The organism is Archangium gephyra, from assembly GCF_042230915.1.
In the GTDB taxonomy this organism is placed as follows: domain Bacteria; phylum Myxococcota; class Myxococcia; order Myxococcales; family Myxococcaceae; genus Archangium; species Archangium gephyra_B.
Genome location: NZ_CP102578.1, coordinates 3,114,816 through 3,141,788, shown reverse-complemented (window position 1 = coordinate 3,141,788; position 26,973 = coordinate 3,114,816). Strand labels below are relative to the sequence as shown.

Sequence of the window (26,973 nt, the reverse complement as noted above, 5' to 3'; positions counted from 1 at the left end):
CCCATGGCCTCGCGAAACGACCTCGATCAACTCACCGCTGGCGAGAAGCGTGCACGCCTCAAGCAACTGCTGGAGCGCGGAGGAGCCGGGCCCACGCCGCCCAATGCCGTGCTCGACGCGGGCCCGGTGCGGCGCCCCGAGCACGAGGCGCCCGTGCCCTCGTTCGCGCAGGAGCGCATGTGGTTCCTGCACCAGCTGGAGCCCACTTCGGCGGCCTACAACGTCCAGCGGGCGGTGGAGCTGAGCGGCGCCGTCGACGTGCAGGTGCTCGAGGCGGCGCTGCGGCAGTTGCTGGCGCGCCACAAGGCGCTGCGCTCCGTCTTCCCCGCCTCCGAGGGCCGCCCCGGGCTCGCCTTCCAGGAGGTGCCCCGGCACGTGCTGGAGGTGGAGGAGCTGTCCGAGGCCGTGCTGGCGCGCCGCCTGCTCGAGGAGTCCGCGCGCCCCTTCTCCCTGGAGCAGGGGCCCCTCTACCGCTTCCGCCTGCTGCGCCTGTCGCCGGAGCGGCACGTCTTCCTGCTGGTGCTGCACCACCTGGTGGTGGACGGCTGGAGCCTCAACCTGCTGATGCGCGAGCTGGGCTCGCTCTACACCGCGCTCGGCCGCCAGGAGGTTCCGCAGCTTCCGGCACTTGCGCTGGAGTACACCGACATCGCCGCCTGGCAGCGGACCCCCGGCGCCGCCGCACGCGAGGCCAGCCACCTGGAGTACTGGAAGCGCCAGCTCGCCGACGCCCCCGCCCTGCTGGAGCTGCCCACCGACAAGCCGCGCCCGGCGAACCGCTCGGGACGGGGCACGCAGACCCGGCCGCTCCTGCTGCCGGCCGCGCTGTCCGAGAAGGTCCGCGCCTTCTGCCGTGAGCACCAGGTGACGCCCTTCATGGCGTTCTACACGGTGTTCGCCGCGCTGCTGCACCGCTACTCGCAGCAGACGGACCTCTGCGTGGGCACGCCCGTGGCCGGCCGCACGCACCTGTCGACGGAAGGCGTGGTGGGCCTCTTCGTCAACACCGTGGTGCTGCGCAACAACATCACCCCCGCCACGCCCTTCTCCACCCTGCTGTCCCAGGTGCGGGAGACGGCCGTGGCCGCCTACGCCCACCAGGAGGCCCCCTTCGAGCGCGTGGTGGATGCACTCCAGGTGGAGCGCAGCCTCGGCTGGACGCCGCTCTTCCAGGTGATGTTCGACCTGTACCAGGAGGAGCGCTCGCTCGCCGATGCCCTGTCCGGCCTCGGCGCGCGCCCGGTGGAGGTGGACACCGGCACCACCCAGTTCGACCTCGGCCTCACCGTCGTCGAGAGCGCCGCCGGATTCTCGCTCCTCGTGCCCTACAGCACCGAGCTGTTCGAGGCCTCCAGCATCCAGCGGCTGCTGGGCCATTACCTCCGGCTGCTGGAGCACGCGCTGGAAGCACCCCGCACGCCCGTGGGCGAGCTGCGCCTGCTCTCCTCCGCCGAGCGCGAGCAGGTGCTGCACGCCTTCAACGACACCGAGCGGCCCTTCGACAGCGAGGCGACGATCGTCTCGCTCTTCGAGGCGCAGGTGGCGCGCACCCCGGACGCGCCCGCGGTGGTGGCCCCCGAGGGCACCCTCACCTTCCGGGAGCTGGCCACGCAGGCCTCGCGTCTCGCGGCGCACCTGGTGGCGGCGGGCGCCGGGCCCGAGGCCGTGGTGGGCCTGTGCCTGGAGCGCTCGCTCGACGCGGTGGTGTCGCTGCTGGCCATCTTCATGAGCGGGGCCGGCTGTCTGCCCCTGGAGGCCTCGCACCCGGCGGCCCGCCGCGCCGCCCTGCTGCGCCAGTCCGGCGCGCGGCTCGTCGTCACCCGGCCCGGGTTGTTCGCGGACGTGGCGCTGGACGTGCCCGTGGTCACGCCCGACGTGCGCACCCGCGACGCCGTGCCCACCGCGCCGCCCGTGAAGGCCCGCGCCGAGCACCTCGCGTACCTGCTCTATACGTCCGGCTCCACCGGTGAGCCCAAGGGCGTCGAGCTGACCCACCGCAACGTCGTCCACTGCTTCGCGGCCTTCGATCCGTATTACGAGACCCAGGCCGGTGACTGCTGGGCCTCGTCCGGCAGCCTCTCGTTCGACATCCACCTGGAGGAGCTGCTCTTCAGCATCACCCGCGGCGCGCGCACCGTGCTGCGCGAGGTGGGCCCGCTGGGGCTTGGACGCGACATCGTCCGGCACGGCATCACGCACATCGTCATCATGCCCTCCTCGCTCGCCACGGCGCTGGAGGAGCCCGGCGCGCTGGAGGCCATCCGCTCGTTGAAGGTGCTCGTCAGCGGCGGCGAGGTGCTGCCGGAGCCCCTGGTGCGGCAGCTCGCGCTGACGCGGACGAAGCTGATCAACACGTACGGCCCCACGGAGACGAGCATCAACGTCGTCGCCGAGCGGACGCCCTCCACGGGGCCCGTGCGCCTGGGACGCCCGCTGGACCGGTGCCGGGTGTACGTGCTCGACGAGCGCGGAGAGCCAGTGCCCGTGGGCATTCCCGGCGAGCTGTTCATCGGCGGCACGCCCCTGGGGCGCGGCTACCGGAGCCGGCCGGACCTGACGGCCGAGCGCTTCGTGCCGGATCCGTTCTCCCGAGTGAGCGGCGCGAGGCTCTACCGCACGGGAGACCGCGTCCGGTGGAACGAGGACGGCACCCTGAGCTTCCTGGGGCGCACTGACTTCCAGGTGAAGGTGCGCGGTGTGCGCATCGAGCTGGAGGAGATCGAGGCCTCCCTGCTGCGCCAGCCCGGCGTGCGCCAGGCCGCCGTGGTGGTGCGCGGCAGCGGCCGTGACACGCGGCTCGAGGCCTTCCTCGTCCTGGAGGGCGAGGCCGGCACGGTGGCGAAGCGGCTGCGCGAAGCACTGCGCCTCACCCTGCCCGAGGCGATGGTGCCCTCGCGCTTCGTCGCGCTCCCCTCCCTGCCCTTCACGACCAGTGGCAAGGTGGACCGGAAGGCGCTCGCGGCGCTGCCCGTGGAGGATGCCGCCCAGGCGCCCCAGGGCCAGCCTCCTCGCGGACCCGTGGAGGAACTGCTCGCCCAGCTGTTCTGCCAGGTGCTCGGCCTGGAGCAGGTGCAGCGCGAGGACGACTTCTTCCAGCTCGGCGGCCACTCCCTGAGTGCCACCCGGCTGGTGGCTCGCATCCGTCAGGCCTTCGGCGTCGAGCTTCCCCTCTCCGCCCTCTTCTCTTCTCCTTCTGTCGCCGGTCTGGCTCGCGCTGTCTCCAGCTTGCAGGGCAGCACTTCCGTGGAGCTGTCCGCGCCCACCCCGCGCCCCTCTGGCGCTCAGCCCGTGCTCTCCTTCGCCCAGGAGCGCATGTGGTTCCTGCAGCAGTTGCAGCCCGACTCCAGCGCCTACCACGTGGCCGAGGCCGTCGAGTTGACGGGCGAGGTGCGTCCCGCTGCTCTCGAGGAGGCTCTGCGCCTGCTGCTCTCGCGCCACCCCGCGCTGCGCACCACCTTCTCCTCTCACGAGGGCCGTCCTCAGCCTCACCTGCAGCCGCTGCCCTCGCGCGTCCTGCACGTGGAGTCCTCGTCCGACTCCCTGCTGCCCTCCCGCCTGCGTCAGGAGGTGGAGCGGCCCTTCTCCCTGGAGCACGGGCCCCTCTTCCGCTTCTTCCTCTGGCAGGTGGAGCCTCAGCGCCATGTGCTGCTGCTCGTCTTCCACCACCTGCTGGTGGATGGCCTGTCCCTGGCCCTGCTGCTGCGTGAGTTGGGTGAGGCCCACGCCTCCCTCCTCCAGGGCCAGCAGCCCTCCCTTCCTCCTGTCCGCCTGGACTACTCGGACATCGCCTCCTGGCAGCGCTCCCCCTCCGTCCAGGCCCGCGAGGACTCTCAGCTCTCCTTCTGGAAGCAGTACCTGGACGGCGCTCCCCGCCTCCTGCAACTGCCCACCGACAGGCCCCGTCCTCCCGTCTCCTCCGGCAAGGGCGGCTCCACTCCTCGCCTGCCCCTCTCCCCCTCCCTCTCCCGGGCCTTGGGCTCCTTGTGCCGCCAGCACCAGGTCACCCCCTTCATGGCCCTCTTCTCCGCCTTCGCCTCCCTCCTTCACCGCTACTGCGGCCAGGACGACGTGTGCGTCGGCACCCCCGTGGGCGGCCGCACCCACCCCTCCACCGAGGACGTCGTCGGCCTCTTCACCAACACCCTCGTCCTTCGCTCGCGCCTCGCGCCCGCCTCCTCCTTCTCTTCCCTCCTCTCCCACGTCCGTGCCTCCTCCCTCGAGGCCTTCTCCCACCAGGACGTCCCCTTCGACCGGCTCGTCTCCCACCTCGGTGTCGAGCGCAGCCCCTCCCACTCTCCTCTCTTCCAGGCCGCCTTCGCCTGGAACCACCCGGTGCGGCCGCTCGCGGAGGACCTCCCGGGCCTCACCGCGCGCTACCTCGCCCTGCCCGCCGCTGGCGCCAAGTTCGACCTGGCCCTTGCCGTCCACGAGACCGCTTCCGGGCTGGAGCTCGAGCTCGAGTACAGCGCCGACCTCTTCGAGCCCTCCACCGCGCAGCGCCTGCTGGGCCATTACGTCCAGCTCCTCTCGCATGCGCTGACGGCGCCCGATACCCGCGTCGACTCCCTCCGCCTCCTCTCCGAGGAGGAGCAGCACTTCGTCCTGCGCGCCTGCAACGAGACGCACCGGCCCGAGCAGGAGCAGGCCACCGTCGTCTCGCTCCTGTCCGCGCACGCGCAGCGGACGCCGTACAAGGTGGCGCTCGCCTTCGAGGGCGGCCAGTGGACCTATGCGGAGCTGGACGCGCATACGAACCGCGCGGCCCGTGAGCTGGCGGCCCAGGGCGTCGGCCCCGAGTCACTGGTGGCCCTGGTGGGGCCCCGCACCGAGGCCACCCTCCGCGCCATCCTCTCCCTCCACAAGGCCGGAGGCGCCTTCCTCCCGCTGGAGTCGCGGCTGCCTCCCGCGCGCATCGCCCAGGTGCTCGCCGAGAGCCGCGCTCCCTTCGCGCTGGCGCTCGGCGGCGCCGACGCCCTGTTGGAGCAGGCCCTCGCGCTGCTCCCCGCGCACCAGCGCCCGCGCGTCCTCTCGCTGGAGGGCCGTGAGACCAGGAGCTCCGAAGCCCCGCCCCGGCGCGACTCGCCCGGCTCGCTCGCCTACGTCCTCTTCACCTCGGGCTCCACCGGCGTGCCCAAGGGCGTGATGATCGATCAGCGCGGCATGCTCAATCATATCCTCGGCATGCAGCAGGCCCTGGGCCTGGGCTCCGAGGACGTCATCGCCCAGACGGCCGCGCTCAGCTTCGACATCTCCGTCTGGCAGATGCTGGCGGCCTTCGCCCTGGGCGCCACCACCGAGTTCTTCCAGGACGAGCTGGTGCGTGAGCCGGCTCGGCTGGCCGAGGCGCTGGACAGCGCCGGCGTCACCACCGTGCAACTGGTGCCCTCGGTGCTGCAATCCATGCTGGAGGACGGCGCGGGCCAATCCCTGCCCGCCTTCGGCCAGCTGCGGCGCATGGTGACGATCGGCGAGGCGCTCCCGCCCGCGGTCTGCCGCGCGTGGTTCGAGCGCTACCCCAGCATCCCGCTCCACAACGCCTACGGCCCGGCCGAGTGCTCGGACACGGCCACCGTGCACCCCATGCGGGAGGCCCCCGCGGGAGCCAGCACCCCCATCGGCACGCCGAAGGCCAACATGGAGGTCTACGTCCTCGACGAGGCCCTGCAGCCCGTGCCCGTGGGCGTGGTGGGAGAGCTGTACATCGGCGGCGTGGGCGTGGGCCGCGGCTACCTCAACCGCCCGGAGCTGACCGCCGAGCGCTTCGTGCCGCATCCCTTCAGCACGCGGCCCGGAGCACGGCTCTACCGCACGGGCGACCTGGGCCGGCGGCTCGCGGGCGGGCAGTTGGAGTTCGTCGCCCGCGCCGACTTCCAGGTGAAGGTGCGCGGCATGCGCATCGAGCTGGCGGAGATCGAGTCGGCGCTGCTGCAACAGGCCCCGGTGCGCTCGGCGGTGGTGATGGCGCGCGAGCGGCGTCAGGGTGACAAGTACCTGGTGGCCTTCGTGGTGCCAGCGGGCTCGGGCGCCAGCGAGGGCTCGTTGCAGGACGCCCTGGCCCGCACGCTGCCAGCCTACATGGTGCCCTCGCGCATCGTGCTCCTCGAGGCACTGCCGCTGAGCCCCAACGGCAAGGTGGACCGGAAGGCACTCGCGGCGCTGCCCGTGGAGCTGTCCGCTCCGGCCTCCCAGGGCCAGCCTCCTCGCGGGCCCGTGGAGGAGCTGCTCGCCCAGCTGTTCTGCCAGGTGCTCGGTCTGGAGCAGGTGCAGCGCGAGGACGACTTCTTCCAGCTCGGCGGCCACTCCCTGAGCGCCACCCGGCTGGTGGCTCGCATCCGCCAGGCCTTCGGCGTCGAGCTTCCCCTCTCCGCCCTCTTCTCTTCTCCTTCTGTCGCTGGCCTGGCTCGCGCTGTCTCCAGCTTGCAGGGCAGTCCCTCCGTGGAGCTGTCCGCGCCCACCCCGCGCCCCTCTGGCGCTCAGCCCGTGCTCTCCTTCGCCCAGGAGCGCATGTGGTTCCTGCAGCAGTTGCAGCCCGACTCCAGCGCCTACCACGTGGCCGAAGCCGTCGAGCTGACGGGAGAGGTGCGTCCCTCCGTCCTGGAGGAGGCCCTGCGCCTGCTGCTCACGCGTCACCCCGCGCTGCGCACCACCTTCTCCTCTCACGAGGGCCGTCCTCAGCCTCACCTGCAGCCGCTGCCCTCGCGCGTACTGCACGTGGAGTCCACGTCCGACTCCCTGCTGCCCTCCCGCCTGCGCCAGGAGGTGGAGCGGCCCTTCTCCCTGGAGCACGGGCCTCTCTTCCGCTTCTTCCTCTGGCAGGTGGAGCCTCAGCGTCACGTGCTGCTGCTCGTCTTCCACCACCTGCTGGTGGATGGCCTGTCCCTGGCCCTGCTGCTGCGCGAGTTGGGCGAGGCCCACGCCTCCCTCCTCCAGAGCCAGCAGCCCGCCCTTCCTCCCGTCCGCCTCGACTACTCGGACATCGCCTCCTGGCAGCGCTCCCCCTCCGTCCAGGCCCGCGAGGACTCTCAGCTCTCCTTCTGGAAGCAGTACCTGGACGGCGCTCCCCGCCTCCTGCAACTGCCCACCGACAGGCCCCGTCCTCCCGTCTCCTCCGGCAAGGGCGGCTCCACTCCTCGCCTGCCCCTCTCTCCCTCCCTCTCCCGGGCCCTGGGCTCCTTGTGCCGCCAGCACCAGGTCACCCCCTTCATGGCCCTCTTCTCCGCCTTCGCCTCCCTCCTTCACCGCTACTGCGGCCAGGATGATGTGTGCGTCGGCACTCCCGTGGGCGGCCGCACCCACCCCTCCACCGAGGACGTCGTCGGCCTCTTCACCAACACCCTCGTCCTTCGCTCGCGCCTCGCGCCCTCCTCCTCCTTCGCCTCCCTCCTCTCCCACGTCCGCGCCTCTTCCCTCGAGGCCTTCTCCCACCAGGACGTCCCCTTCGACCGGCTCGTCTCCCACCTCGGCGTCGAGCGCAGTCCCTCCCACTCTCCTCTCTTCCAGGCCGCCTTCACGTGGAACCGTGTCGGCAATGCCCTGGCCGAGGCGATGACGGGCCTCACCGCCCGCACGCTGTCCGTCTCCGCCACCGCCGCGAAGTTCGACCTCGCCCTCGTCGTCCACGAGACGGGCTCCGAGCTGGAGCTCGAGGTGGAGTACAGCGCCGACCTCTTCGAGCCCGCCACCGCACGGCAACTGCTGGAGCAGTACCTCCAGCTCCTCTCGCACGCCCTGCGCGCCCCCGACACCCGCGTCGACGCCCTGCACCTCCTCTCCGACGAGGAGCGCGAGCGCATGGTGCGCGGCTTCAGCGCGCCCCAGCGTCCGTTCGACACCCGCGCCACCGTCGTGTCGCTCTTCGAGGCCCAGGTGGCACGTGCCCCGGAGGCACAGGCCCTCGCCGCTCGCGACGGTGCGCTGAGCTACCGGCAGCTCGATGAACAGGCCACTGCCCTCGCCCACCACCTCACTACGCTGGGCGCGGGGCCAGAGACCGTCATCGGCGTGTGCCTGGAGCGCACCAGCGAGCTGCTCGTCTCGCTGCTCGCCATCCTCAAGGCGGGCGCGGCCTACCTCCCCCTGGAAGGCTCGCATCCGCTCGCGCGCCGCACTGCCCTCCTCCGAGGCGCTGGCGCACGCCTCGTCGTGGCACGGCCCGAGTCCTTCCCCGAGGAGCTGCCCGGCATCGTCCGGGTGGCGCCCGAGGCCCGCAGCCCCGGCGCTCCGCTCCGCCCGCCCGCGCCGGACCAGCTCGCGCTCGTGCTCTTCACCTCCGGCACCACTGGCGAGCCCAAGGCCGTCGAGGTCACCCACCGCAACCTCTGCCACCTCTTCGAAGCAGCCGATACCTCGTACCCCTCGCGTCCCGGCGACACCACGCTGGCGGCGGCCTCGGTGGCCTTCGACGTCCACGTGGTGGAGCTGCTCTACCCGTTGGCGCGGGGTGCGCGCGTCGTCCTGCGCGAGACCGGCCCGCTGGGACTGGCTCGGGACATCTCCCAGCACCGGGCCACGCACCTGCTCGGCACGCCGTCCGTGGTGACGGCCGCGCTCGAGGAGCCCAACGCCACCGACGCCTTCCGGCGGCTCGCCTTCCTCCAGCTCGGAGGCGAGGCCCCTCCCGAGCCGCTGGTGCAGCGGCTCTCGGGCGGCCGGGTCCAGGTGCTCAATGGCTACGGTCCCAGCGAGACCACCTGCATCACCACGCTGCACCCGCTGCGGCCGGGCGCGCCCATCCGGCTGGGACGTCCGCTCGAGCGCGTGCGCCCCTACGTGCTCGACGCGCATGGCCAGCCGGCCGCCCCGGGCATGCCCGGTGAGCTGTACATCGGCGGCGAGGGTGTCTCGCGTGGCTACCGGGGCCGCCCGGAGCTGACGGCCGAGCGCTTCGTGCCGGATCCGTTCTCCGGCATCCCCGGCGCGCGGCTCTACCGCACGGGAGACCGGGTCAAGTGGAACGCGGACGGCACCCTGAGCTTCCTGGGCCGCGTGGATCTCCAGGTGAAGGTGCGCGGCATGCGCATCGAGCTGGAGGAGATCGAGGCCGCCCTGCTGCGCCAGCCCGGCGTGCGCCAGGCGGCGGTGCTCGCGCGGCAGGGTGAGCGGGAGTCGCGCCTGGAGGCCTTCGTCGCCACCGAGGGAGACGCCTCCCACGCCGAGGAGACGCTGCGAGGAGCCCTCGCCTCGGTGCTGCCGGCGGCGATGGTGCCCTCGCGCATCATCGTGCTCGACGCGCTGCCGCTCTCGTCCACGGGCAAGGTGGATCGCCAGGCGCTGGCCGCGCTGCCCGTGGCGGCCCCCGAGCCTCGGCCCGCGGGCGAGCCTCCGCGCGGTCCGATGGAGACGCTGGTGGCCGAGCTCTTCCAGCGGGTCCTCGGCGCCGGACAGGTCGGACGGGAGGACAATTTCTTCGAGCTCGGCGGGCACTCGATGGGTGCTGCCCGGCTCGTGGCCCAACTGCGCCGCGCCTTCGGCGTGGAGGTGCCGCTGAGCGCCGTCTTCGCCGAGCCCACGGTGGCGGGCCTCGCCGCCCGGCTGGGCACCGCGCCCCGGCTGCGCGAGGAGCTGCAACCCGGCCCGCGTCCCGAGCGCATCCCCGCGTCGCTGGTGCAGGAGCGGCTCTGGTTCGCGCTGCAGCTGCCCGACGCGCCGCCCTACTCCATCGTCATGCCGCTCGTGCTCGAGGGCGCGCTCGAACTCGCGAAGCTGGAGGCGGCCCTGGCGGCGGTGGTGGAGGCCAACGAGACACTGCGCACCACGTTCTTCCTGGAGGGCGAAACCGTCTTCGCGCGGGTGGGAGCGGCGTCCGGCCCGGTGCTCGCGCGCACGGACCTCTCGCACCTGCCGCCCGAGCAGGCCCTGGAGGAGGCACGCCGCGCCGTCACGCGCCATGACGGGCAGCCCTTCGACGTGCGCCATGGGCCCGTGTACCGCTTCGAGCTGCTCCGGCTGGATGCGGCGGGCACGAAGCACGTGCTCATCGCGGCCGCGAGCCACCTCGTCATCGACGGCCTGGGCCTGCAGGCGCTCCTGGGCGAGCTGGCGGTGGCCTACCGCGCGGCGCTGGAGGGCCAGCCGTCCCTGCTGACGCCGGCCCCCGTGCAGTACGCCGACTTCGTGCTCTGGCAGCGCTCCGCCGAGCACCAGCGGTGGCTGGAGGAGAGCCTCGAGACCTGGAAGCAGGCGCTGCGGAGCGCCCCGCCGGTGCTGGACCTGCCGCTGGACTTCCCGCGCCGCGCTCCGGCCATCAACGCCAACATGCGGCCGGTGCCGCTCTCGCTGGGCGGCGCGGACGTGGCCGCGCTCCGGGAGCTGGCCCGGCGAGAGGGCGTCTCCGTCTTCACCGCCGTGGTCGCGCTCATGCAGGCGTGGCTGCACCGGCTGAGCGCCCAGACGCACGTGGTGGTGGCCTCGCCCGTCTCGGGACGCCCCCTGCCGCAGACGGAGCACATGGTGGGCTACTTCACCAACGTGCTGCCGCTGTGCACCGACTTCTCCAATGACCCGTCCTTCCGCGCGCTGCTGAAGCGGGTCCACGAGGTGGTGGGGCACGCCTCGGCCCACCAGGAGCTGCCCTTCAAGCGCATCGCGGACGCCGCGCAGCCCGACGCCAGCCGCACCGCGCCCCCGCTGGCCCAGGCGCTGCTGCAGCTCGACTCGCTCAGTGCTCCCGCGATGGAGGGGCTCACCACCACGCTGCTCGACGTGGGCGGCATCATCCCCGCCTATGACGTGGTGCTCAGCGTCATCGAGCGGGCGGGCGGTGCGCTGGACGGCATCCTCGCCACCGACAGTGCCCTCTTCACCCCCGCGACGGCGGCCCGCATGGCCGGCGCCCTCGAGCAACTGCTCGCCGAGGCGGTCCGGCTCCCGGATGCACCGCTCTCGCGGCTGTCCCTCCTGTCCGCGCGGCAACGCGCCCAGGTGCTGGCCTCCCTCGACGGCGGGCCGCAGCCCGTGCCCGAGGGCGCGTGCGTGCATACGCTCTTCGAGGCGCAGGTGCGCCGCACGCCCGAGGCCCCCGCCGTGGCCCATGGCTTCACCACCTGGAGCTACGCCGAGCTCAACGCCCGCGCCAACCTCCTGGCCTCCAAGCTCATCGCGCAGGGCCTGCGTCCCGAGGAGCGGGTGGGCGTGGTGATGGAGCCGTCCGCACAGGCCCTGGCGGTGCTGCTGGGCATCCTCAAGGCCGGCGGCGCCTACGTGCCGTTGGATCCAGGCTGGCCCGAGCAGCGCAAGCGCTCGGTGCTGGAGCGTGCCGGGGTGTGGCGCCTCTGGGTGGACCCGGCGCTGCTGGCCGAGCACCACGGGCTCGTGCCCCTGGTGGAGGTGCCGCCCCAGCCCGCGCGGGTGGAGGAGGATCTCGGCCCGGGCCCTCGCGGGGTGTCCGACGCGCAGCTCGCCTACCTCATCTTCACCTCTGGCTCCACCGGCGAGCCCAAGGGCGTGATGGTGGAGCACCGCTCGGTGGTGAACCACAACCTCGCCATCGCCGCGCGCTTCGGCCTGCGTCCGGGCGATCGCATGCTCCAGTTCGCCCCGCTCAGCTTCGACGCGGCCGCCGAGGACCTGTACCCGCCGCTCGCGGTGGGTGCCACGGTGGTGATGCGCAGCGGGCTCGTGCCGGCGCATGCCATGACGCCGCACCTGGAGGAGCTGGGCATCACCATCATCAGCCTGCCCCCCACGTACATCGAGGAGTGGGTGCGCGAGATGGAGGCCCAGGGCCAGCGCGTGCCCTCGCGGCTGCGCCTGCTGGCTCCCGGCGGCGACGTGCTCAAGCGCGAGACGTACGAGGGCTGGCTGTACGTGGGCGGCATGCACGCGCCCTGGGTCAACGTCTACGGCCCCACCGAGTGCACCATCACCTCGGCCACCTGCGACATCCCCGGCGAGGAGGGCGTGGGCACCGCCCCCACCTTCCCCATCGGGCGCCCCATTCCGCGCGTGCGCTTCTACCTGCTGGATGAGCGCTTCGAGCCGGTGCTCCCGGGCCTGCCGGGCAAGGTGTACATCGGCGGCGCGGCGCTCTCGCGCGGCTACCTGGATGCGCCGCACATGACGGCCGAGCGCTTCGTGCCGGATCCGTTCGCCGCCGAGCCCGGCGCGCGCATGTACCACACGGGGGACCTGGCCCGGCTGCTGCCGGACGGCCGCCTGCGGTTCCTCGGGCGCGCCGACCACCAGGTGAAGATCCGCGGCTTCCGCATCGAGCTGTCGGAGATCGAGAACTGCCTGCGCCGCTTCTCGCGCGTGGAGGAGGCGGTGGTGGTGGCCCGCACGTCGGCCGCGGGCGTGCAGCAGCTGTGCGCCTACGTCCAGACGCCGGAGCCGGTGCAGACGGACGCGCTCCGGGCGCACGTGGCGGAGCAGCTCCCCTCGTACATGGTGCCCGCGGCCTTCGTCGTGATGGAGCGGCTGCCGCTCAACAACAACGGCAAGGTGGACCGCCACGCGCTGCCGGAGCCGGAGGTGGCCACCGCCGCCGCACCGGCCCCGGCCTCCGGGGCGGAGGTCAAGCTGGAGACGCCGTTCCGCTCGACGCTGGAGCTGCGGATGCTGCGCCTGTGGAGCGACGTGCTGAACCTGCCCCACATCAAGCCCGAGGATGACTTCTTCATGCTCGGGGGCGACTCCATCCTCGCCATGCGCCTGCTGGGCCGCATGGAGGAGGAGTTCGGCGTGCCGGTGCCGCTGGCCACCATCTTCCAGGCCCCCATCCTCAAGCAGACGGTGGACGCGCTGCGGGAGCTGTTGGAGGAGGGGCCGCCGCGCTCCAGCGTGGTGCGCCTGTCGGGCCCGGACGTCCCGGACAACGCCCCGGCCGTCTTCCTCCTCCACCCGAGCGACGGCGAGCTGCACCACTACCGCTTCCTCACCCCGCTGCTGGAGCCGCGCCTGCGCTGCTTCGGCATCCAGGCCCCCGAGACGGTGTCCCGCAGCGCCCTGGGCAGCTTCGAGGAGCGCATCGCGGCGTACGCGCGCGACATCCAGGCCGTGCAACCGCACGGGCCCTACCGGATCCTCGGGTACTCGTACGGCGGCTACCCGGCGCTCGGCGTCGCGGCGGCGCTCGAGGCCGCGGGCGAGGAGGTGCGGCTGCTCGCCATGCTGGACACCATCACCTTCGAGGCCATGGGCGGCAGCGCTCCGGTGGGCGTGGCCCCGCCGCTCATCATCGCCGAGGAGTTCGACGTGCTCGACGAGGCGCTGGAGCGGGAGCTGGCTGCGCTGCCCCTGGCCGAGCAGTGGAACCGCGTGGCGGAGCGGGCCCGCGCCAAGGGCACCGCGGCGAGCCACTTCGAGGGCGGGGATCTCGCCCGCATGTGGCACATCCTCGGCGAGGTGCTGGTGCCGCAGGTGCGCGCCTGGACGGTGCCGCAGGTGCGCGCGCGGCTGCAGCTCTTCCGCGCCGAGGCCGCTCCCGTGCAGGACGAGACGCTCGGCTGGAGCGCGCACCTGCCGCGCGAGAGCATCGACGTGGTGCGCGTCCCGGGCAACCACTTCGGCGTGGTGCAGCCGCCGGTGGTGGACGAGGTGGCGAAGCGGCTGCTGGCCGGGCTGGACGAGTAACGGGCCCGGCGCCGGGCCCGGGGGGCGCTACCGCGAGCGCCCCTCGAGCCAGGACTTGGTGAAGATGTTGGGATCCAACGGCGCCAGCTGCACGTCCTCGTAGCGGACCACCAGCTGCGTGCCCTCCTCCTCCTCCACCTCGAGCACTTCCTTGTAGTGGAGGACGGACTGGCCGCTGATCGGATCCTTGATGCGCTGGTAGCCGCGGATGAGATCGGTGCGCAGCGTCTTGCCGGAGGGCGCGTACCCGATGCGCTTGACGACGTTGTAGTCCGGGTCCACCCACAGCCGCAGCAGCTGGAAGTTGACCTCCTTGTCGGGCCGGGCCGTGAGGAAGACCTTGCGGTAGACGGTGCCGTTGATCGTCTCCGAGCCCTCGTCCTTGGCGGTGTAGTCCTCGGAGAGGCGCGAGCGGTCGAAGTCCGACTCACAGGCGATGGTGTTGATGATGTTGGCCCGGCGGGTGGTGCGCTCCCACTGGCCGACGCTGGCGTTGTACTCCCACAGGTTCTTGCCGATGCGCAGGTACCCGCCGCCCGCCATGTTGCTGGGCTGGGTCATCAGGAAGATGAAGCTCTGCGCCGAGTCGCGGCGGTAGACGTGCATCTCCATCGCCTTCTCGGTGCCGTCCTTGCGGCTCTCCCGCATCCGCACCACGCCCTTGTAGTCGCTGGCGAAGGACATTTTCTTGTCGATGATGCGCAACAGCTCGTCCGCGGACTCCTTGGGTGCGGCGCCAGCCACGGCCGGCAGCACCACACAGAGCGCGAGGACACACGAGGACAGGAGGGCACGCGGGTTCATCACAGGGACTCCATGGCGGAACGCGGGGACAGGGCGGCGGCACGGGCCGCGGGGATGACGGAGGCGAGCACCGAGCCGAGGGTGACGAGGAGCACCGCGCCCACGGCGGGCACGAGGCCCGGCTCCAGCGGGAGCGTCCCGCTGAAGAACAGGCTGGAGATGGCCTCGGGCAGGGGGACGGTGTCCTCGAGGAGGACGCACGCGGCCGAGGCCAGGCCCGCCCCGGTGGCCGAGGCCGTCAGCCCCAGCAGCAGGCCCTCCAGCACGAACATCCCCACCACGGAGGTGCGGTGCATGCCCATGGCGCGCAGGGTGCCGATCTCCCGCGTCCGCTCGCGCACGGCGACGCTCAGCGAGACGAAGAGGCCCACCATGACGAGCGCGAGCACGATGAGGCCCACCAGCACCGCGAGCAGCCCCAGCCCGTCCGTCACGAAGGAGAGGAAGGAGGACTCGTCCCGCCAGGTGCTGACGTCCAACCGCTGGCCCGACCAGCCCTCGCGCAGCAGGGGCGCCAGCTTGTCGCCGAAGGCCTCGTGCGTGGCCGGGAGCACCTGGAGCTCCGCCTGCCGCAGCGCCTGGCGCAGGCTGTCTCCCAGCGCATCCAGGTCCGTCCGCTCGCCGCACAGCAGCTGGAACACGCCAGCGGACTCCGGCCGGTAGCGGCCCAGCTCGCGCAGCGTGGTGTTGGAGACGAGCAGGCCCGAGGTCTCCCCCAGCAGCCCGGCCCGGTTGGTGATGGCGACGACCTCCAGGTCGAGCGCGTTGCGCTTGCCGCCCACCGTCTGGGCGAAGAGGGTGACCATGTCCCCCACCTTCACCCGGAGGCGGCCGGCCACCTGCGTGGAGAGGGCCACGGTGCGGGGCCGCGCCAGCGTCTCGAGCGCGCCCGTCTGCACCTTGAAGAGGCGCAGGGTGTCCTGCTCCCGGGTGACGTCCAGGCCCACCATGAAGGAGCGCGCCCGGTGGCGGCCCGCGCCCGCGGTGGCGAAGCCCCGGGTGCGCTCGCGCAGGTCACAGCCGGCCGGCACGAGCGGCTCGAGCACGGAGCGCACGCGCGTGGCGTCTCCCATCACCGGGGAGATGCTGTCGGGGTGCACCTTGAAGAAGCCGCCGACGTTGACGTCTCCGCTCAGCAGCGTCGTCACGGCCTCCCGCTGGGCCGAGGAGACGCCCGCCTCGAGGGCCATCACCCCGACGAGCACCGCGCTGGCGCTGGCGATGACGGTGAAGAGCAGCAGCCCCCGCTCGCGGTGGATGAAGAGGTTGCGCAGGGCGATACGAAGCAAGGCCAGCATGCGCTCAGTCCTCCCGCCGGCTCATGGCCACCAGGGGTGACACCGCGCTCCCGCGCCATGCGGGCACCAGCGCGGACACCAACACCACCCCCATCACCCCCACTCCCACCACCACCATGTGCCAGGTCTCCAGCTGCGGGTGCAGCACCGGGCCTCCGAGGAAGAACTGCAAGGACTCGTCATGCACCGGCAGGCCCTGGCCCATCCCCATCACCAGCAGGGCGGCCCCGAGCCCGATGCCCAGCGCGCTCCCCCCACCGCCCAGGAACAGCCCCTCCAGCAGCAGGCTGACGAGCACCTGCCGGCGCTGCATGCCCACCGCGCGCAGCGTGCCCACCTCGCCCACCCGCTCGCGCGCCAGCAGCAGCAGCGTGCCGGCCGACACCAGCAGCACGAAGAAGCCGAGCAGCGCCGAGAGCACCACCAGCAACACCTGGAGCATTCCCACCACGCCGCTGACGAAGCCGCCCACCTCCTGCCAGCCGGCGGTGGCCAGGGGCAGCTTGCGCTCCCCCGCGAGCTGCTGGATGCGCTCGGCGACGCGCTCGGGCTCGGCGCCGGGCTTCAGCACCAGGGCGGCCTGCAGGATGCCATCCGCCACCAGCTCCTCGGGGGTGAAGGTCTGCGCGGGCCCCTTCGTCTTCTCGAGCACGGGGGCCTGCGTCCCGGACGCCTCCGGCGCGTTCTCCACGTCTTCGATGCTCGGCGGGGCGAACGCGTCCAGGGACAGCTGCCCCGGGGCACCGCTCATGCCGAAGGAGGTGAGCAGTTGCCGGGACTCCTCCACCTGGGCGCGGATGGGCCGCTCCGCCAGGTGGCGCACGGTGAGCAGGTCCACCAGGCTGGTGGTGTTGGCCCGGCTGAAGTCCCCACCGAGCCCCTTGAAGCGGAACGTCCCCCACACCTTCACCGGCACGCCCGCGTTGCGCTCCAGCACGCCCTTGAGCATGAGGGTGTCCCCGGGGTGCACGCGGTACAGCGGCAGGTGGGGGACGAGCTCGCGGTAGAAGAGCCCGTAGCGCTCCTCGAAGTTGCCGTCGTCGAGCTTCAGGAACTCCGCGAGCAGCACCTCCAGCTCGCCCGGGTGTCCCACCAGGCGCGCGAGCGTGTCCCGCAGCGCGGCGGCGCGCTCCACGTCGAGCCGCCCCAGCAGGTCCGGCACCTCCGCCACGTTGCGCTCCGCCAGGGTCCGCAGCCGCTCGTCGGCCGCGAGCGTGTTGCCCCGCTCGCGCTCGCGCCGCAGCTCGTCGAGCCGGTAGGCCATGGGCAGCTTGAAGTGCTGCTCATAGGCGCCCTGCCCCAGCAGGAGGCCGCGGGTGCCCGGAGGAGGCATCTGCCCCGAGACCAGCTCGAAGCGCGGGAAGGCCCGCGCGAAGCGCGGCAGGTCCGTGCCCAGGTAGTCGAGGAAGAGCGTCTCGCCCTCCCCCACCTGCCGGGCCACCTGGTTCTCCAGGAACTCGAGGGCCGGCAGCGGCTCGCGGGAGAAGCGCTCCCAGAAGGGATCGGAGGTCGCCGTCTCCAGCGCGCGCTGGTCCTCCTGCGCATCCACGTCGTTGGCGAAGGCCTCGCCGCGCTGGCTCGCGTCCCGGGCCACGCGCCGCAGCGTGCGCGACAGGTCACCCGCGAGCCGCTCCAGCCGTGCCTCCCGCTCCGAGGACGGGGGCTCACGCACCACGGCCCGCACCGCGGCGAGCTTGTCGTCCAGGTAGTTGCCCCGGAACACCGAGCCCAGGCCCACCTCGAGGGGGACCACCTCCTGCACGCCGTCCACCCCGAGCAGGAGCGGCTCGAGGGTGGGGTCTGCCAGCGGGGTGAGCTCCGGCGGGCCTCCGGGCCCCACCACCATCTGGGGCGGCTCGGCCGAGCCGGAGTGGTACACCTGCAGGTGCCCCGTCCCGCTCTCGATCATGCTGCGCCGCGTCCCGCCGTGGATGGCCTCCACGAGCGCGAACCCCACCGTGAGCAGGGCCGCCATTCCAGCGGCGAGCAGGCCGACAATCCAACTGCGAGGGCGAGCCCTCACGCTCTGCAGGGCGAACGAAATCAACATCACCGGTGGGTCCCGCCATCATGCCCGGCACCGGGCAGCGTCTCGCATGGACGACTCCCCGCCTCCAGGAGAGAGCCGGGGAGCCGCGATTCTAGGGAACCGGGCAATCCGAGACAAGCAACCCGGCTCAGCCGGGCTCGAGGGCGCTCAGCAGCAGGTTCACCTGCTCATCGGTGAGGTGCGACACGTCCAGCTGGCTCGGATCCACGGACTGGCGGATGTAGGCGGCCAGCCGGGAGACGGAGGGGTACTCGAACACCGCCACCTCGCGCAGCCGCAGCCCGGTGCGCTGGTTGACGCGCGCCATCACCCGGGTGGCCTGCAGCGAGCTGCCACCGAGGGAGAAGAAGTCCGAGCCCGCGCCCACCCCGTCCACGCCGAGCACCTCGCCGAAGGCGTCGGCCACCACCTGCTCGAGCGGCCCCAGGGGCGAGTCCGCCGCCCCGCCGAAGGCCTCCTGGGCGAGCAACTGGCGATCCACCGTCCCCTCGCGAGAGACGGGGAGGGAGGGCACCGGGTGGAGCACGGCGGTGCCGCGCAGCGCCTCGGCCGGGAGCGCTCCGCCCGAATGGGGCACGACGAAGAGGTGGGCCTGCTCCAGGGGCGCTCCCGTGCCGAGGCCCGCCAGACGCCAGGGCAGAGCCGAGCCCTCCACGCCCGCCAGCACGTGCGGAGCGCCCGACTCCACCGCGAGCAGCAGGGAGGCCAGCGCCTGGGGAGGCTCCAACATGCGGTAGCCCGGGGGCGAGGCCTTCAGCTCCCTCGCCAGGCCCGTGCCGCGGATGGAGCTGAAGGACACCGCCACCGCGGGCCGGCCCTCGGCGGCGAGCGCCTGCGCGAAGCGCTCGATGAAGCCGGTGGCGGCACAGTAGCTGGCATGCAACCCGGCGCCGAGCGTCCCCATCAGCGAGGAGGCGAGGACGAGCAGGGCGCGCGGCTGCTCGCGCAAGGCCTCGGCGAGGGCCACGGCGCCCAGCACGTGCGCCGCCGCGTCCCGCACGAGCGTCTCCGGCGTCTGGCGCTCCAGGGCCAGGGCTTCCAGGGTACCGGCGAAGTGGAAGGCACCATCGAGGGGACGGCCGTGCCGCAGCGTGGCCTGGCGCACCACCTCCTGGAGCTTCGCCGCGTCGGTGATGTCCACGGACACGTACTCCGCCGCGCCAAGCTCGCGCTCGAACGCCTCGGCGACGGCCTCACGCTCCCGGCGCCCCACCAGCAGCAGGCGCGCGCCGAGGTGGCGCCGCAGGTAGCGGGCCCAGGCCTGGCCCACCCCGCCGAGCGCGCCCGTCACCAGGTAGAAGCCCTCGCGCTGGAGGCGCCGCGGCGACTCCACCGGAGAAGGCACCCAGGGCGCGAAGGCCCGCTCCCAGCGCCGGCCATCGTGCCAGGACACCTCGCGCGCGGCCCGAGGCCCCGCGAGCTCCCCGGCCACGCACTGGGCGGCGTCCTCCACGCCGGGCGGTACCCAAAGGACGCGCGCTTCCAGGCCGGACACCTCGGCCATGGCGGACCAGAGCAGTCCGGGCACCAGGAGGTGGGCGGAACCCGCGGACAGGGCCTCTTGCGGGAACGGGGCCACGGCCCACAGGCGGAGGGGCGCGGCGGCCGCGGGCCGGGCCAGGGACTGCACCAGGCGCAGCAGCGGCGCGATGACCTCTTGCAGGGTGCCGCGCGACAGGGACCGCGCGCTCCCGGCCGGGCCCATCGCGTACACCACGTCCCCGGGATGCTGGCCCTGGGCCGCGAGGGACTCGAGGGCCCGTGTCAGGGCCTCGGCGGAATCCGGCTCCACGTGGAGCACCTGCCTGCCCGTGACGTGCGCGTGCAAGGCCTCGGCGAAGCCGGCGCCAGCGACCACCAGGAGGGGACCGGACGCGGCCACCGTCTCCGAGGCGTGCCGGGCCCGAGGCACCCAGCGCGGCACGGCCAGACACCGGGGCAGCGTCGCGGGTCCGCCGAGGTGGCGCTCCGCCTCGCGCCGTTCCGCGCTCAGCTCTCCGGCCTCGAAGCGGCGCCGCACCTCGGTGCGCCCGCGCTTGCCCAGCTCCGTCTTGGGAATCTGATGACGGGCGAGCGGCAGCAGGTAGGTGACCTGCAGCCCGAGCGTCCGGCCCACGTGCTCGCGGATGGAGCGCAGCAGCGCGCCGAGCGGAGGCGCGTCCGGCGCGGGCGCGAAAGCAACGAGGAGCTCGTCCGTCTGCGCCCCGCCCACCCGCGTGGGGCATGCCACGGCGAACGACGGCAGCACGCCCGGCACCTGCTCCACCGCGGCCTCGATGTCCTGCGGGTAGACGTTGTTGCCGTTGATGATGAGGACTTCCTTCTGCCGCCCGGTGAGGGCCATCTGCCCGTCGTGGACGATGGCGAGGTCCCCCGTGCGCAGCCACCCATCGGGGGTGAAGGACTGGGCGTTGACGGCCGCGTCATCCAGGTACGCGGTCAGCACGACGGCGCCGCGCACCTGGAGGTGGCCCACCGTGCCCTGGGGCACCACCGCGTCCTGGTCATCGACGATGCGGAGCATGGAGCCCGCGGGAGGAGGGCCGAGCAGGACGCAGCTCTCGCCCTCGGGGGTGCGCACCCCGCGCGTCATGGTGTGGTACGAGGTCGTCTCGGCCATGCCCCACGCGGGGCAGACGGCATCCGGGCGCAAGCCGTCCTGGGCGAGCAGCGAGGTGAAGCGCCGCAGGGTCTCGGCGATGATGGGCTCGCCGCCGCAGCCCAGCACGCGCACGCGCGAGAGGTTCCAGGCGCGGTGCTCGCCCCGGGAGAGCCGGTCCACCACGAGGCCATAGGCGAAGTTGGGCGCCCAGCTCATGGTGCCGCCGAGCTCGGAGAGCAGGTCCATCCACCGCAGCACGTCGCCCAGCACGTAGTCGCGGGCAACGAGGACATGGGAAGTGCCCATGCGCATGCCGGTGAGGTGGGGGTAGGCCAGCCCGGCGACGTGGTCGAGCGGCATCCAGCTCACGCCCACGTCCTCCTCGGTGTACCAGCCGCCGGCCCGCATCGCATCGCACATGGCGAGCAGGTTGTCCTGGGTGAGGAGCACGCCCTTGGGGCGCCCGGTGCTGCCGGAGGTGAAGGACAGCACGGCGGGAGAGGACGGAGCGAGCGTCACCGGCTCGCCGGCGGCGCCGTGGTCCAGGGCGGTGACGGCGACGGCCCGCAGGCCCAGGGACTCCAGCGAGGAGACGGCCTGGGCGCTGGTGAGCACGAGCGGGCTCCCCAGGCGCTCGGACACGGAGAGGATGCGGGCGACGCCGGCATGCGAGCGCTCGAAGGACGAGGGCCAGGCCATGGGCACGGGCACGATGCCGCCGAGGGTGCAACCCCAGAAGGCGCGCACGAAGTCACCGGGCCGGTTCATCACGAACATCACCCGCTCGCCCTGCTTCACGCCCAGGGCCCGCAGCCCCCCGAGGAACCGGAGCGCCTCCTGCCAGAGCGCGGCATGGCTCAGCGACTCGCGTTGCCCCTCCACGTCGATGAAGGTGACGGTGCGGTCGGGGTGGACCTGGGCCGCGTGCCGCAGCAACCCGCCGAGGGTGTCCGGGGCGCCCGGCGGAGAGCGGCGGGGCTCCCCCATGAGGAAGGAGGGCTGCCCGCTCCGCGCGTCCGCCGGGCGGGAGGAGGCCTGCGCCGCCGGGGCCTGGCTCGCCGCCCCCGCGCCGGGACGAAGGGACTCGGGGAACAGCTCGTCGAAGGGCTCGAAGCGCTCACCGCCCGAGGCCGGGCCCGCCAGCGCCACCGCCTCGTAACCGGCCTGGTGGAGCCGGGCCTCCAGCTGCTGGAGCCGGAGCGAGGTGGCGGGCGTCAGCCGCGAGAGGGCCTCCCGGTCAGGCTCCCCCGACTCGAGCACGGGAAGGGAGTCGATGAGCGCGACGCACGGGGAGTCCTCGCCCAGCCGCTCGCGGAGAAAAGCCTCCAGCGCCTCCGCCCGGCTCACGCGCCGCGGCACCACCCAGGCCACCGCCTCCCGCCCCGCGCCCGTCACACAGACATCCTGGACGCGGGAGTCCGTCAGGAGGAGCTGCTCGACTTCACCGGCCGCTGTCGTTCGTGGCGCCATGTGGCGGACATGGTAACGCATGCGCCGCGGGGCCGGACAACCACCCCACCCGCCACCGCCGCCACGGAGCTGAGACGGGATTGCACGGAGCCGGGTGAAAGGGCGAAGCTGGGCCCCCCCATACGAGGTTCCGATGACGGCTTCGCGGAGCGCCACGCCCCCTTCCCTTGCGCAGTCCCTGCACTTCTGGGCGCGCAATGCGTCCAACGAGTCGGCGCTGCTGCGCACGTCCCTGAGCGTGGGCCTCTTCGACGCCCTGCCCGTGGAGGGCGAGGGCGCGCCCATGACGGTGCAGGCGCTCGCGGCGAAGGTGGGCGCGTCGGTGCGAGGCGTGCGCTCGCTCACCGAGCTGCTGGTGTGCCTGGGGCTGGTGCACCAGGACGACGCGCGGGGCCTCACGCTCGCCCGTCCGGTGGCGGCCTTCCTGCGGGACAGCGCGTTCCGCGAGCGGCTCCAGGAGGCGGCGCAGTGGTGGGGGCCCATGGGCAGGCTGGAGGAGGCGGTGAAGACGGGAGAGCGCCTGTCCCCCGGCGGCATCTGGGACGTGCTCGGCCTCTACCGGCAGCTCTTCCTGGAGACGGTGCCCGCGCCGTCGCCGGAGGCGGAGGACTTCTTCGACCGTTTCGCGCGCAGCGCCGCGCGCACCTGGCTGCTGGTGACGGCGGGGCGGTTGGGGCTGCTCGAGCAGCTCGCCACGGGCCCCAAGGACGAGGCGGCGCTCCAGGCGGCCACCGGGGCCAGCGAGCGGGGCCTGCGCACGGTGCTGGAGGTGCTGGGCCACCTGGGCATCACCCGGACGGAGGGCGCCACGAGCAGCTTCACGGAGGAGGCCCGGCAGGTGCTCGACGGCAAGGCGCTGCCGTACCTGCTGCGCTCCTTCTCCGTGTCCGCGCAGTACTGGGAGGCGCTGGAGCGGCTCGAGGAGACGGTGCGGCACGAGCGCTTCATCCTGGACCTGAAGGATCCCGAGGTGAGCCAGCGCTTCTACGCGGACAACTCGAATCAGATTACAGCGGTGTTCGCCTCGCACTTCCAGCTCAGCCGGCGGGCTGCGGCGACGATCGCCCAGGTGCGGCCCCTGAAGGGAGCGTCGGTGCTGGACATCGGCACGGGCTCGGGCGTGTGGGGCGTGGCCTTCGCGCGGACGGAGCCCACGGCGCACATCACCTACTTCGACCAGGAGGTGGTGCTCGAGCAGGCGCGGCGCAACGTGGAGCAACTGAAGGCGCTGGGGCAGGCGCGCTTCTGGCCGGGCAACCTCTTCACCCAGGACTTCGGCGAGGCGGCGTACGACTTCATCATCCTGCCGCAGGTGCTCAACGTGCTGCGGCCCGAGTCCCTGCCGGACATGTTCCGGCGGGTGTCACGCGCGCTGAAGCCGGACGGCATCCTGGTCATCGCCGAGTACGTGCTGAACGAGCGGCGTGACGGCCCGCTGGATCACCTCTATTTCGGCTTCCGGCGCTTCCTCACCAACGAGGGGGATCTGCTCTCCCACTCGGAGTACGCCGCGCTGCTCTCGGACGTGGGCCTCACCTCGACGGTGTGCCTGCCGCTGCCGACGCAGGAGCTGCTGCTCGCCGCGCGCCCCGGAGTGGCCCTGCCCTCCCAGCTCGCGCCGCCCCCGCGCGCCGCCGCCTGAGCGGCTGAAGGGATGACCTCCACGCGCGCCGAGGCCCTGGCGCCAAGGTGGGCGGTGCTGCTGCTGGCCGTCCTGCTCACCCCGGGGTGCGTCACGCTGGCGCCGCGGACGCTCTCCCTCCAGACGCCCGCCTCGCTCGCCTCCACGGAGACAGGCGGGAGCGAGCGGCTGCACCGCCAGCGAGGCGCCTGGGAGCTGGGCCCGCCGGATGCCGCCAGCGGTGGGACCGCGACGCCGGGCCCCGCCACCTGTGGAGGCCGGACGGTGTCCCCGGGCTGGCCCGACTTCTCCTCGGGTGACGCCAAGGCGCTCCTCGCCCCCTTCCTCACCTGCACCTCGCCCGCCGAGTACGTCGCGCTGCAGCAGCGCGTGGACATGCCCCGGCTGGTGGAGGCCCTGGACGACTGGCACGCGGTGCGGCTGGGGGCCCTGGGGCCCGTGCGCGAAGACGCGGCTCCCCTCCTCCAGCGCCAACGAGCCTCCTTCCTCGTCACGGCCACCGAGCGCTACGGCCTCGCCTACGCCGAGGTGTTCGCCCTCTTCGTGCTGCATTCGGCCCACGACGACGAAGTGGACGAGGTGTTGCGGCTGCTGGCCCGGGGCAAGCAGTTGGGACAGACGCTGGGGCTCATGCCCTCGGTGCGCGAGGAGTTGGAGCGGCGGGGCATGTCACTCCCGGCCTACCCGGACCGGGCCGAGCAGTCCGATGACGTGCTGCGGGGCCTGGGCCGCGCCGCCAGGGACGTGCTCTCCACGAGTCCGGGGAGCGACGGTGCCCGGTACACGGAATTGTCCGCGCGGCGGGCTCAGTTGCCGCCGCCGTACCAGCACGCCCTCCACGAGGTGGAGCGGGCACTGGCGCTGCGGCACTTCTCGGCGGGCAGCGTGGTGGTGGGCAGCTTCGACGCGGTGACGTTTGGCGTGCCACTGGGCTTCTACTACCTGGTGGCCAGCACGGGCCATGGGACGTACGCGCTCTCGCAGGGGCAGTACGAGCAGGCCACGCGCGAGCTGGCACCGGCCGTGCTGCTGGGAGCGCTGTACGCGGGAGGCAAGGGCCTGCGAGCCCTGTCCCAGGCCCGAGCTGCCGAGCTTCGCTTGCCGGCCCTCCAGGAGTTGGGGCGGCAGTTGGAGGCGAGGCTGGGCGTGGACGGCCTGCGGGAGCTGGCCCGGGACCTCCGAGCCAGCCGGGAGGCGGGCCGCTTCGTGGCCGTGGGGGGAGTGGACGCCGCCCTCGCACTGCGCGAGGCCCGGGGCGATGTGGCCCGGGCCCAAGCGCTGATCTCCAGGTCGAGGCCCGGAGCCACGGGCGGCCCTTCGCGCCTCGGGGGACTGGTCTCGCTGGTGGATGAAGGGGCGGGCCTCACCCGGGAGGTGGTGGAGGCCAGACTGGCGCTAGCGGAGTTGGAGGCCACGGGCCCGCGGCTCCCCCGAGACGTGGCGGTGCTGGAGAAGCAACGTCCCGCCGTGGACGCCCCGCCACCCGGGGCCGAGGGCAACCCGCGTTGGAGCGAGTACGTCGCCTATTACGAGAAGCGCCTGGGGGAGTTCGAGCAGGGCAAGACAGCCCAAGGGCCTCTGCGCTGGGCGCCCTACGAGCTGATGCGGGGGTGGTTCGCCCGGGGGCTGGCCTTCGAGCGCCTCATGGTGGCGTTGCTGGAGGCCGATGCGGCCCTGCCTCGGGCGCAGCGCCGCTTTCTGGGGGCCTTCGCCAGGCCGCGCATCGAGCGGTACGTCGGAGTGAAGAAGCCGGAGAGCGGTCTGCGCTATGCGGATGTGCTCGTCATTGAAGAGGGCGAGCTTGCCGAAGGGCCACCTCGCGTCGAGACGTTCAGCTTCAAGAGCCGTGACCTCTCGGGGCTGCAAGGTCCAGCCCTGAAAGCGCAGATGAAAGCGGACGCGAGAGAAGCCCTGGGCTACTACGGTGAGACGCTAGACATCCGCCGGCCTTCCCTCCTGCCTCTTCTCCGCAAGCACAGCAGGGCGCCCATCTCAAAGGTTCGCCTCGTCTACGAAGGCGGTCCCCTCATGCCCAAGAACATGGACGATGTGACCAGCGCCATGAGAGCAACCGGCCAAGAAGTTCCAGGAGTGGAGGTGCTGTTCCAGTGAAGGTGCTCAAGTTTCGCGACATGAAGCCGGAAGACAGCCTTCTCCTCACATTCGACGGCACCTTCGACCCCCAGGTACCGTGGGAAAGCGACCTGGGACCCTTCCTCCAGACGCTCGAGGAGCACGCGGGCGAGTGGATGCCAGACGTCGTTGAAGGCAAGCGGCGACGCAAATACACCCACGCCGCCATCTGGAAAGCGCTGGAGGAGAATCGAGGCGAACGAGTAACGACCATCGGACTCTATCGGACGAGGTGGCCCGCGTTGAGCATGACGCTGACGCTCTATTCCTCAACCACTCCGCCCAGGTTGGACCTCTTGCTCCAGGTGCAGCCGCTCTCCTTCTTCACGGAGGCGGAGCGCTGTCTCCAGCTCGTGGAGATGATACGCACGTGGGCCTCGCGCTACCCGGTCTCTCATGCCTCGGTCCACAGTCTGGCTGATCGGGGATTAGCGGGCGCTCCCAGTTTCGGCCGCGACATGCAGACCTCCATCCGGGACGGCTTCGACAAGCTCTACGAGGTATCCTGGCTCAACGTCTTCGGTCCGAAGCTGGTGGAAGCCGTCGGCCGCGAGCGCATGCTGTCCACACCGGCCTGGCGGGTGGAGGAGCTCCCCAACGGCTGCGTCCTCCTGGTGACGCGGCCCACCGCCGCGGACTACTCGAGCGACGAGGCGCGCCTCGCCCAGGCCCGAGCCCACGTCCATCTCCGGCCGGACCTGGACTTCGACACCGTGCTGCGCACCCTGCGCGAGCGCAGTGCCACCCTCGCCCCCGTGGAGCCGCGCTTCCACCCGGACGTGGCCCCACTCCTCTCGCGAGTGGTGGATGCCGCCGCCATCCATGACCGCCAGCGCAGGATTGCCGAGTTGAACGCCTGGCAGCCGCCCGAACCCGAGGAGTGGCTCCCCGCCGGCTCCGCCCTGCCACCGGACGTGGAGGACACGCAGCGTGCTCTGGAGCACTACAGCTACCTCGCCGAGCTCCTGGTGGCGCTGCTGCACACGAAGGTGCCCTCCGTCTTCGAGGCGACGCCCGAGTCGCTCACGGATGTGGACTACCAGTTCTGGCACGAGGACTTCCCGAGGGTCTTCGAGCGCGAGCACATCGACGCGCGCGCGGTGCCCGCCATTGGCGCGTACCTGGGCGAGGTCCTGGTCCGGAACCTGGGCGGCCAGTGGATACCGCGCAAGAAGCTCGAGGAGGCCCAGGTGCGCATAGGCGGCCGCGTCTGGTTGCCCTTTCTCCGGGCCCACCACTACATGCGCTCGTGCCAGTCCCTGTTGGACTCCTCCCTCACCCAGCTCTACCGCGTGGCCGAGCGGCACCGGGGCGCCTGACGCACCCCGCCATGACAGTCCGGGGCCCCGCCCGCTTGCTCACACCAGCAGTCTCCGTTTAGGCTGGGATTACACCTTTTCCGTCT

Annotated in this window: 8 protein-coding genes; 4 read left to right on the top strand and 4 right to left on the bottom strand. The window is 72.5% G+C overall.

Going from position 1 to position 26,973, the window contains the following annotated elements; all coding sequences use genetic code 11:
• The first annotated feature begins 3 nt into the window (after window positions 1–3).
• Entirely contained in the window at window positions 4–13,569 is a 13,566-nt protein-coding gene (locus tag NR798_RS12585) for an amino acid adenylation domain-containing protein (protein WP_375771706.1), read from the top strand.
• 27 nt (window positions 13,570–13,596) lie between these two features.
• Here NR798_RS12585 and NR798_RS12580 read toward each other — a convergent pair whose 3' ends face one another.
• The 4 genes from NR798_RS12580 to NR798_RS12565 form a co-directional block, all read right to left on the bottom strand.
• Window positions 13,597–14,373 carry an outer membrane lipoprotein-sorting protein gene (locus NR798_RS12580; protein ID WP_375771705.1) on the bottom strand — a complete coding sequence of 259 codons (777 nt, stop codon included), beginning with the start codon at window positions 14,371–14,373 and terminating at the stop codon, window positions 13,597–13,599.
• Window positions 14,373–15,671: an ABC transporter permease gene (locus tag NR798_RS12575; RefSeq protein ID WP_375771704.1), complete on the bottom strand. Its 1,299-nt coding sequence runs from the start codon at window positions 15,669–15,671 to the stop codon at window positions 14,373–14,375. Before NR798_RS12575 ends, NR798_RS12580 begins: the two co-directional genes overlap by 1 nt.
• A gap of 4 nt (window positions 15,672–15,675) precedes the next feature.
• Window positions 15,676–17,721, bottom strand: coding sequence for an FtsX-like permease family protein (locus NR798_RS12570; RefSeq protein ID WP_375771703.1), 2,046 nt, complete (start codon window positions 17,719–17,721; stop codon window positions 15,676–15,678).
• A gap of 127 nt (window positions 17,722–17,848) precedes the next feature.
• Window positions 17,849–21,793, bottom strand: coding sequence for an SDR family NAD(P)-dependent oxidoreductase (locus tag NR798_RS12565; RefSeq protein ID WP_375771702.1), 3,945 nt, complete (start codon window positions 21,791–21,793; stop codon window positions 17,849–17,851).
• Window positions 21,794–21,926: 133 nt separating this feature from the next.
• Here NR798_RS12565 and NR798_RS12560 point away from each other — a divergent pair, with 133 nt between their 5' ends.
• Genes NR798_RS12560 through NR798_RS12550 form a run of 3 tightly spaced genes read left to right on the top strand, consistent with a single transcriptional unit; the run spans window position 21,927 to window position 26,887 of the window.
• Complete coding sequence (locus tag NR798_RS12560; RefSeq protein ID WP_375771701.1) at window positions 21,927–23,435, top strand: class I SAM-dependent methyltransferase; 1,509 nt, start codon at window positions 21,927–21,929, stop codon at window positions 23,433–23,435.
• 12 nt (window positions 23,436–23,447) lie between these two features.
• Window positions 23,448–25,547, top strand: coding sequence for a hypothetical protein (locus NR798_RS12555; RefSeq protein ID WP_375771700.1), 2,100 nt, complete (start codon window positions 23,448–23,450; stop codon window positions 25,545–25,547).
• The gene (locus NR798_RS12550) at window positions 25,544–26,887 is read left to right on the top strand and encodes a hypothetical protein (RefSeq protein WP_375771699.1); all 1,344 of its coding nucleotides are present in this window, start codon (window positions 25,544–25,546) and stop codon (window positions 26,885–26,887) included. The genes NR798_RS12555 and NR798_RS12550 overlap by 4 nt, the downstream gene beginning before the upstream one ends.
• The last annotated feature ends 86 nt before the right edge of the window (window positions 26,888–26,973 follow it).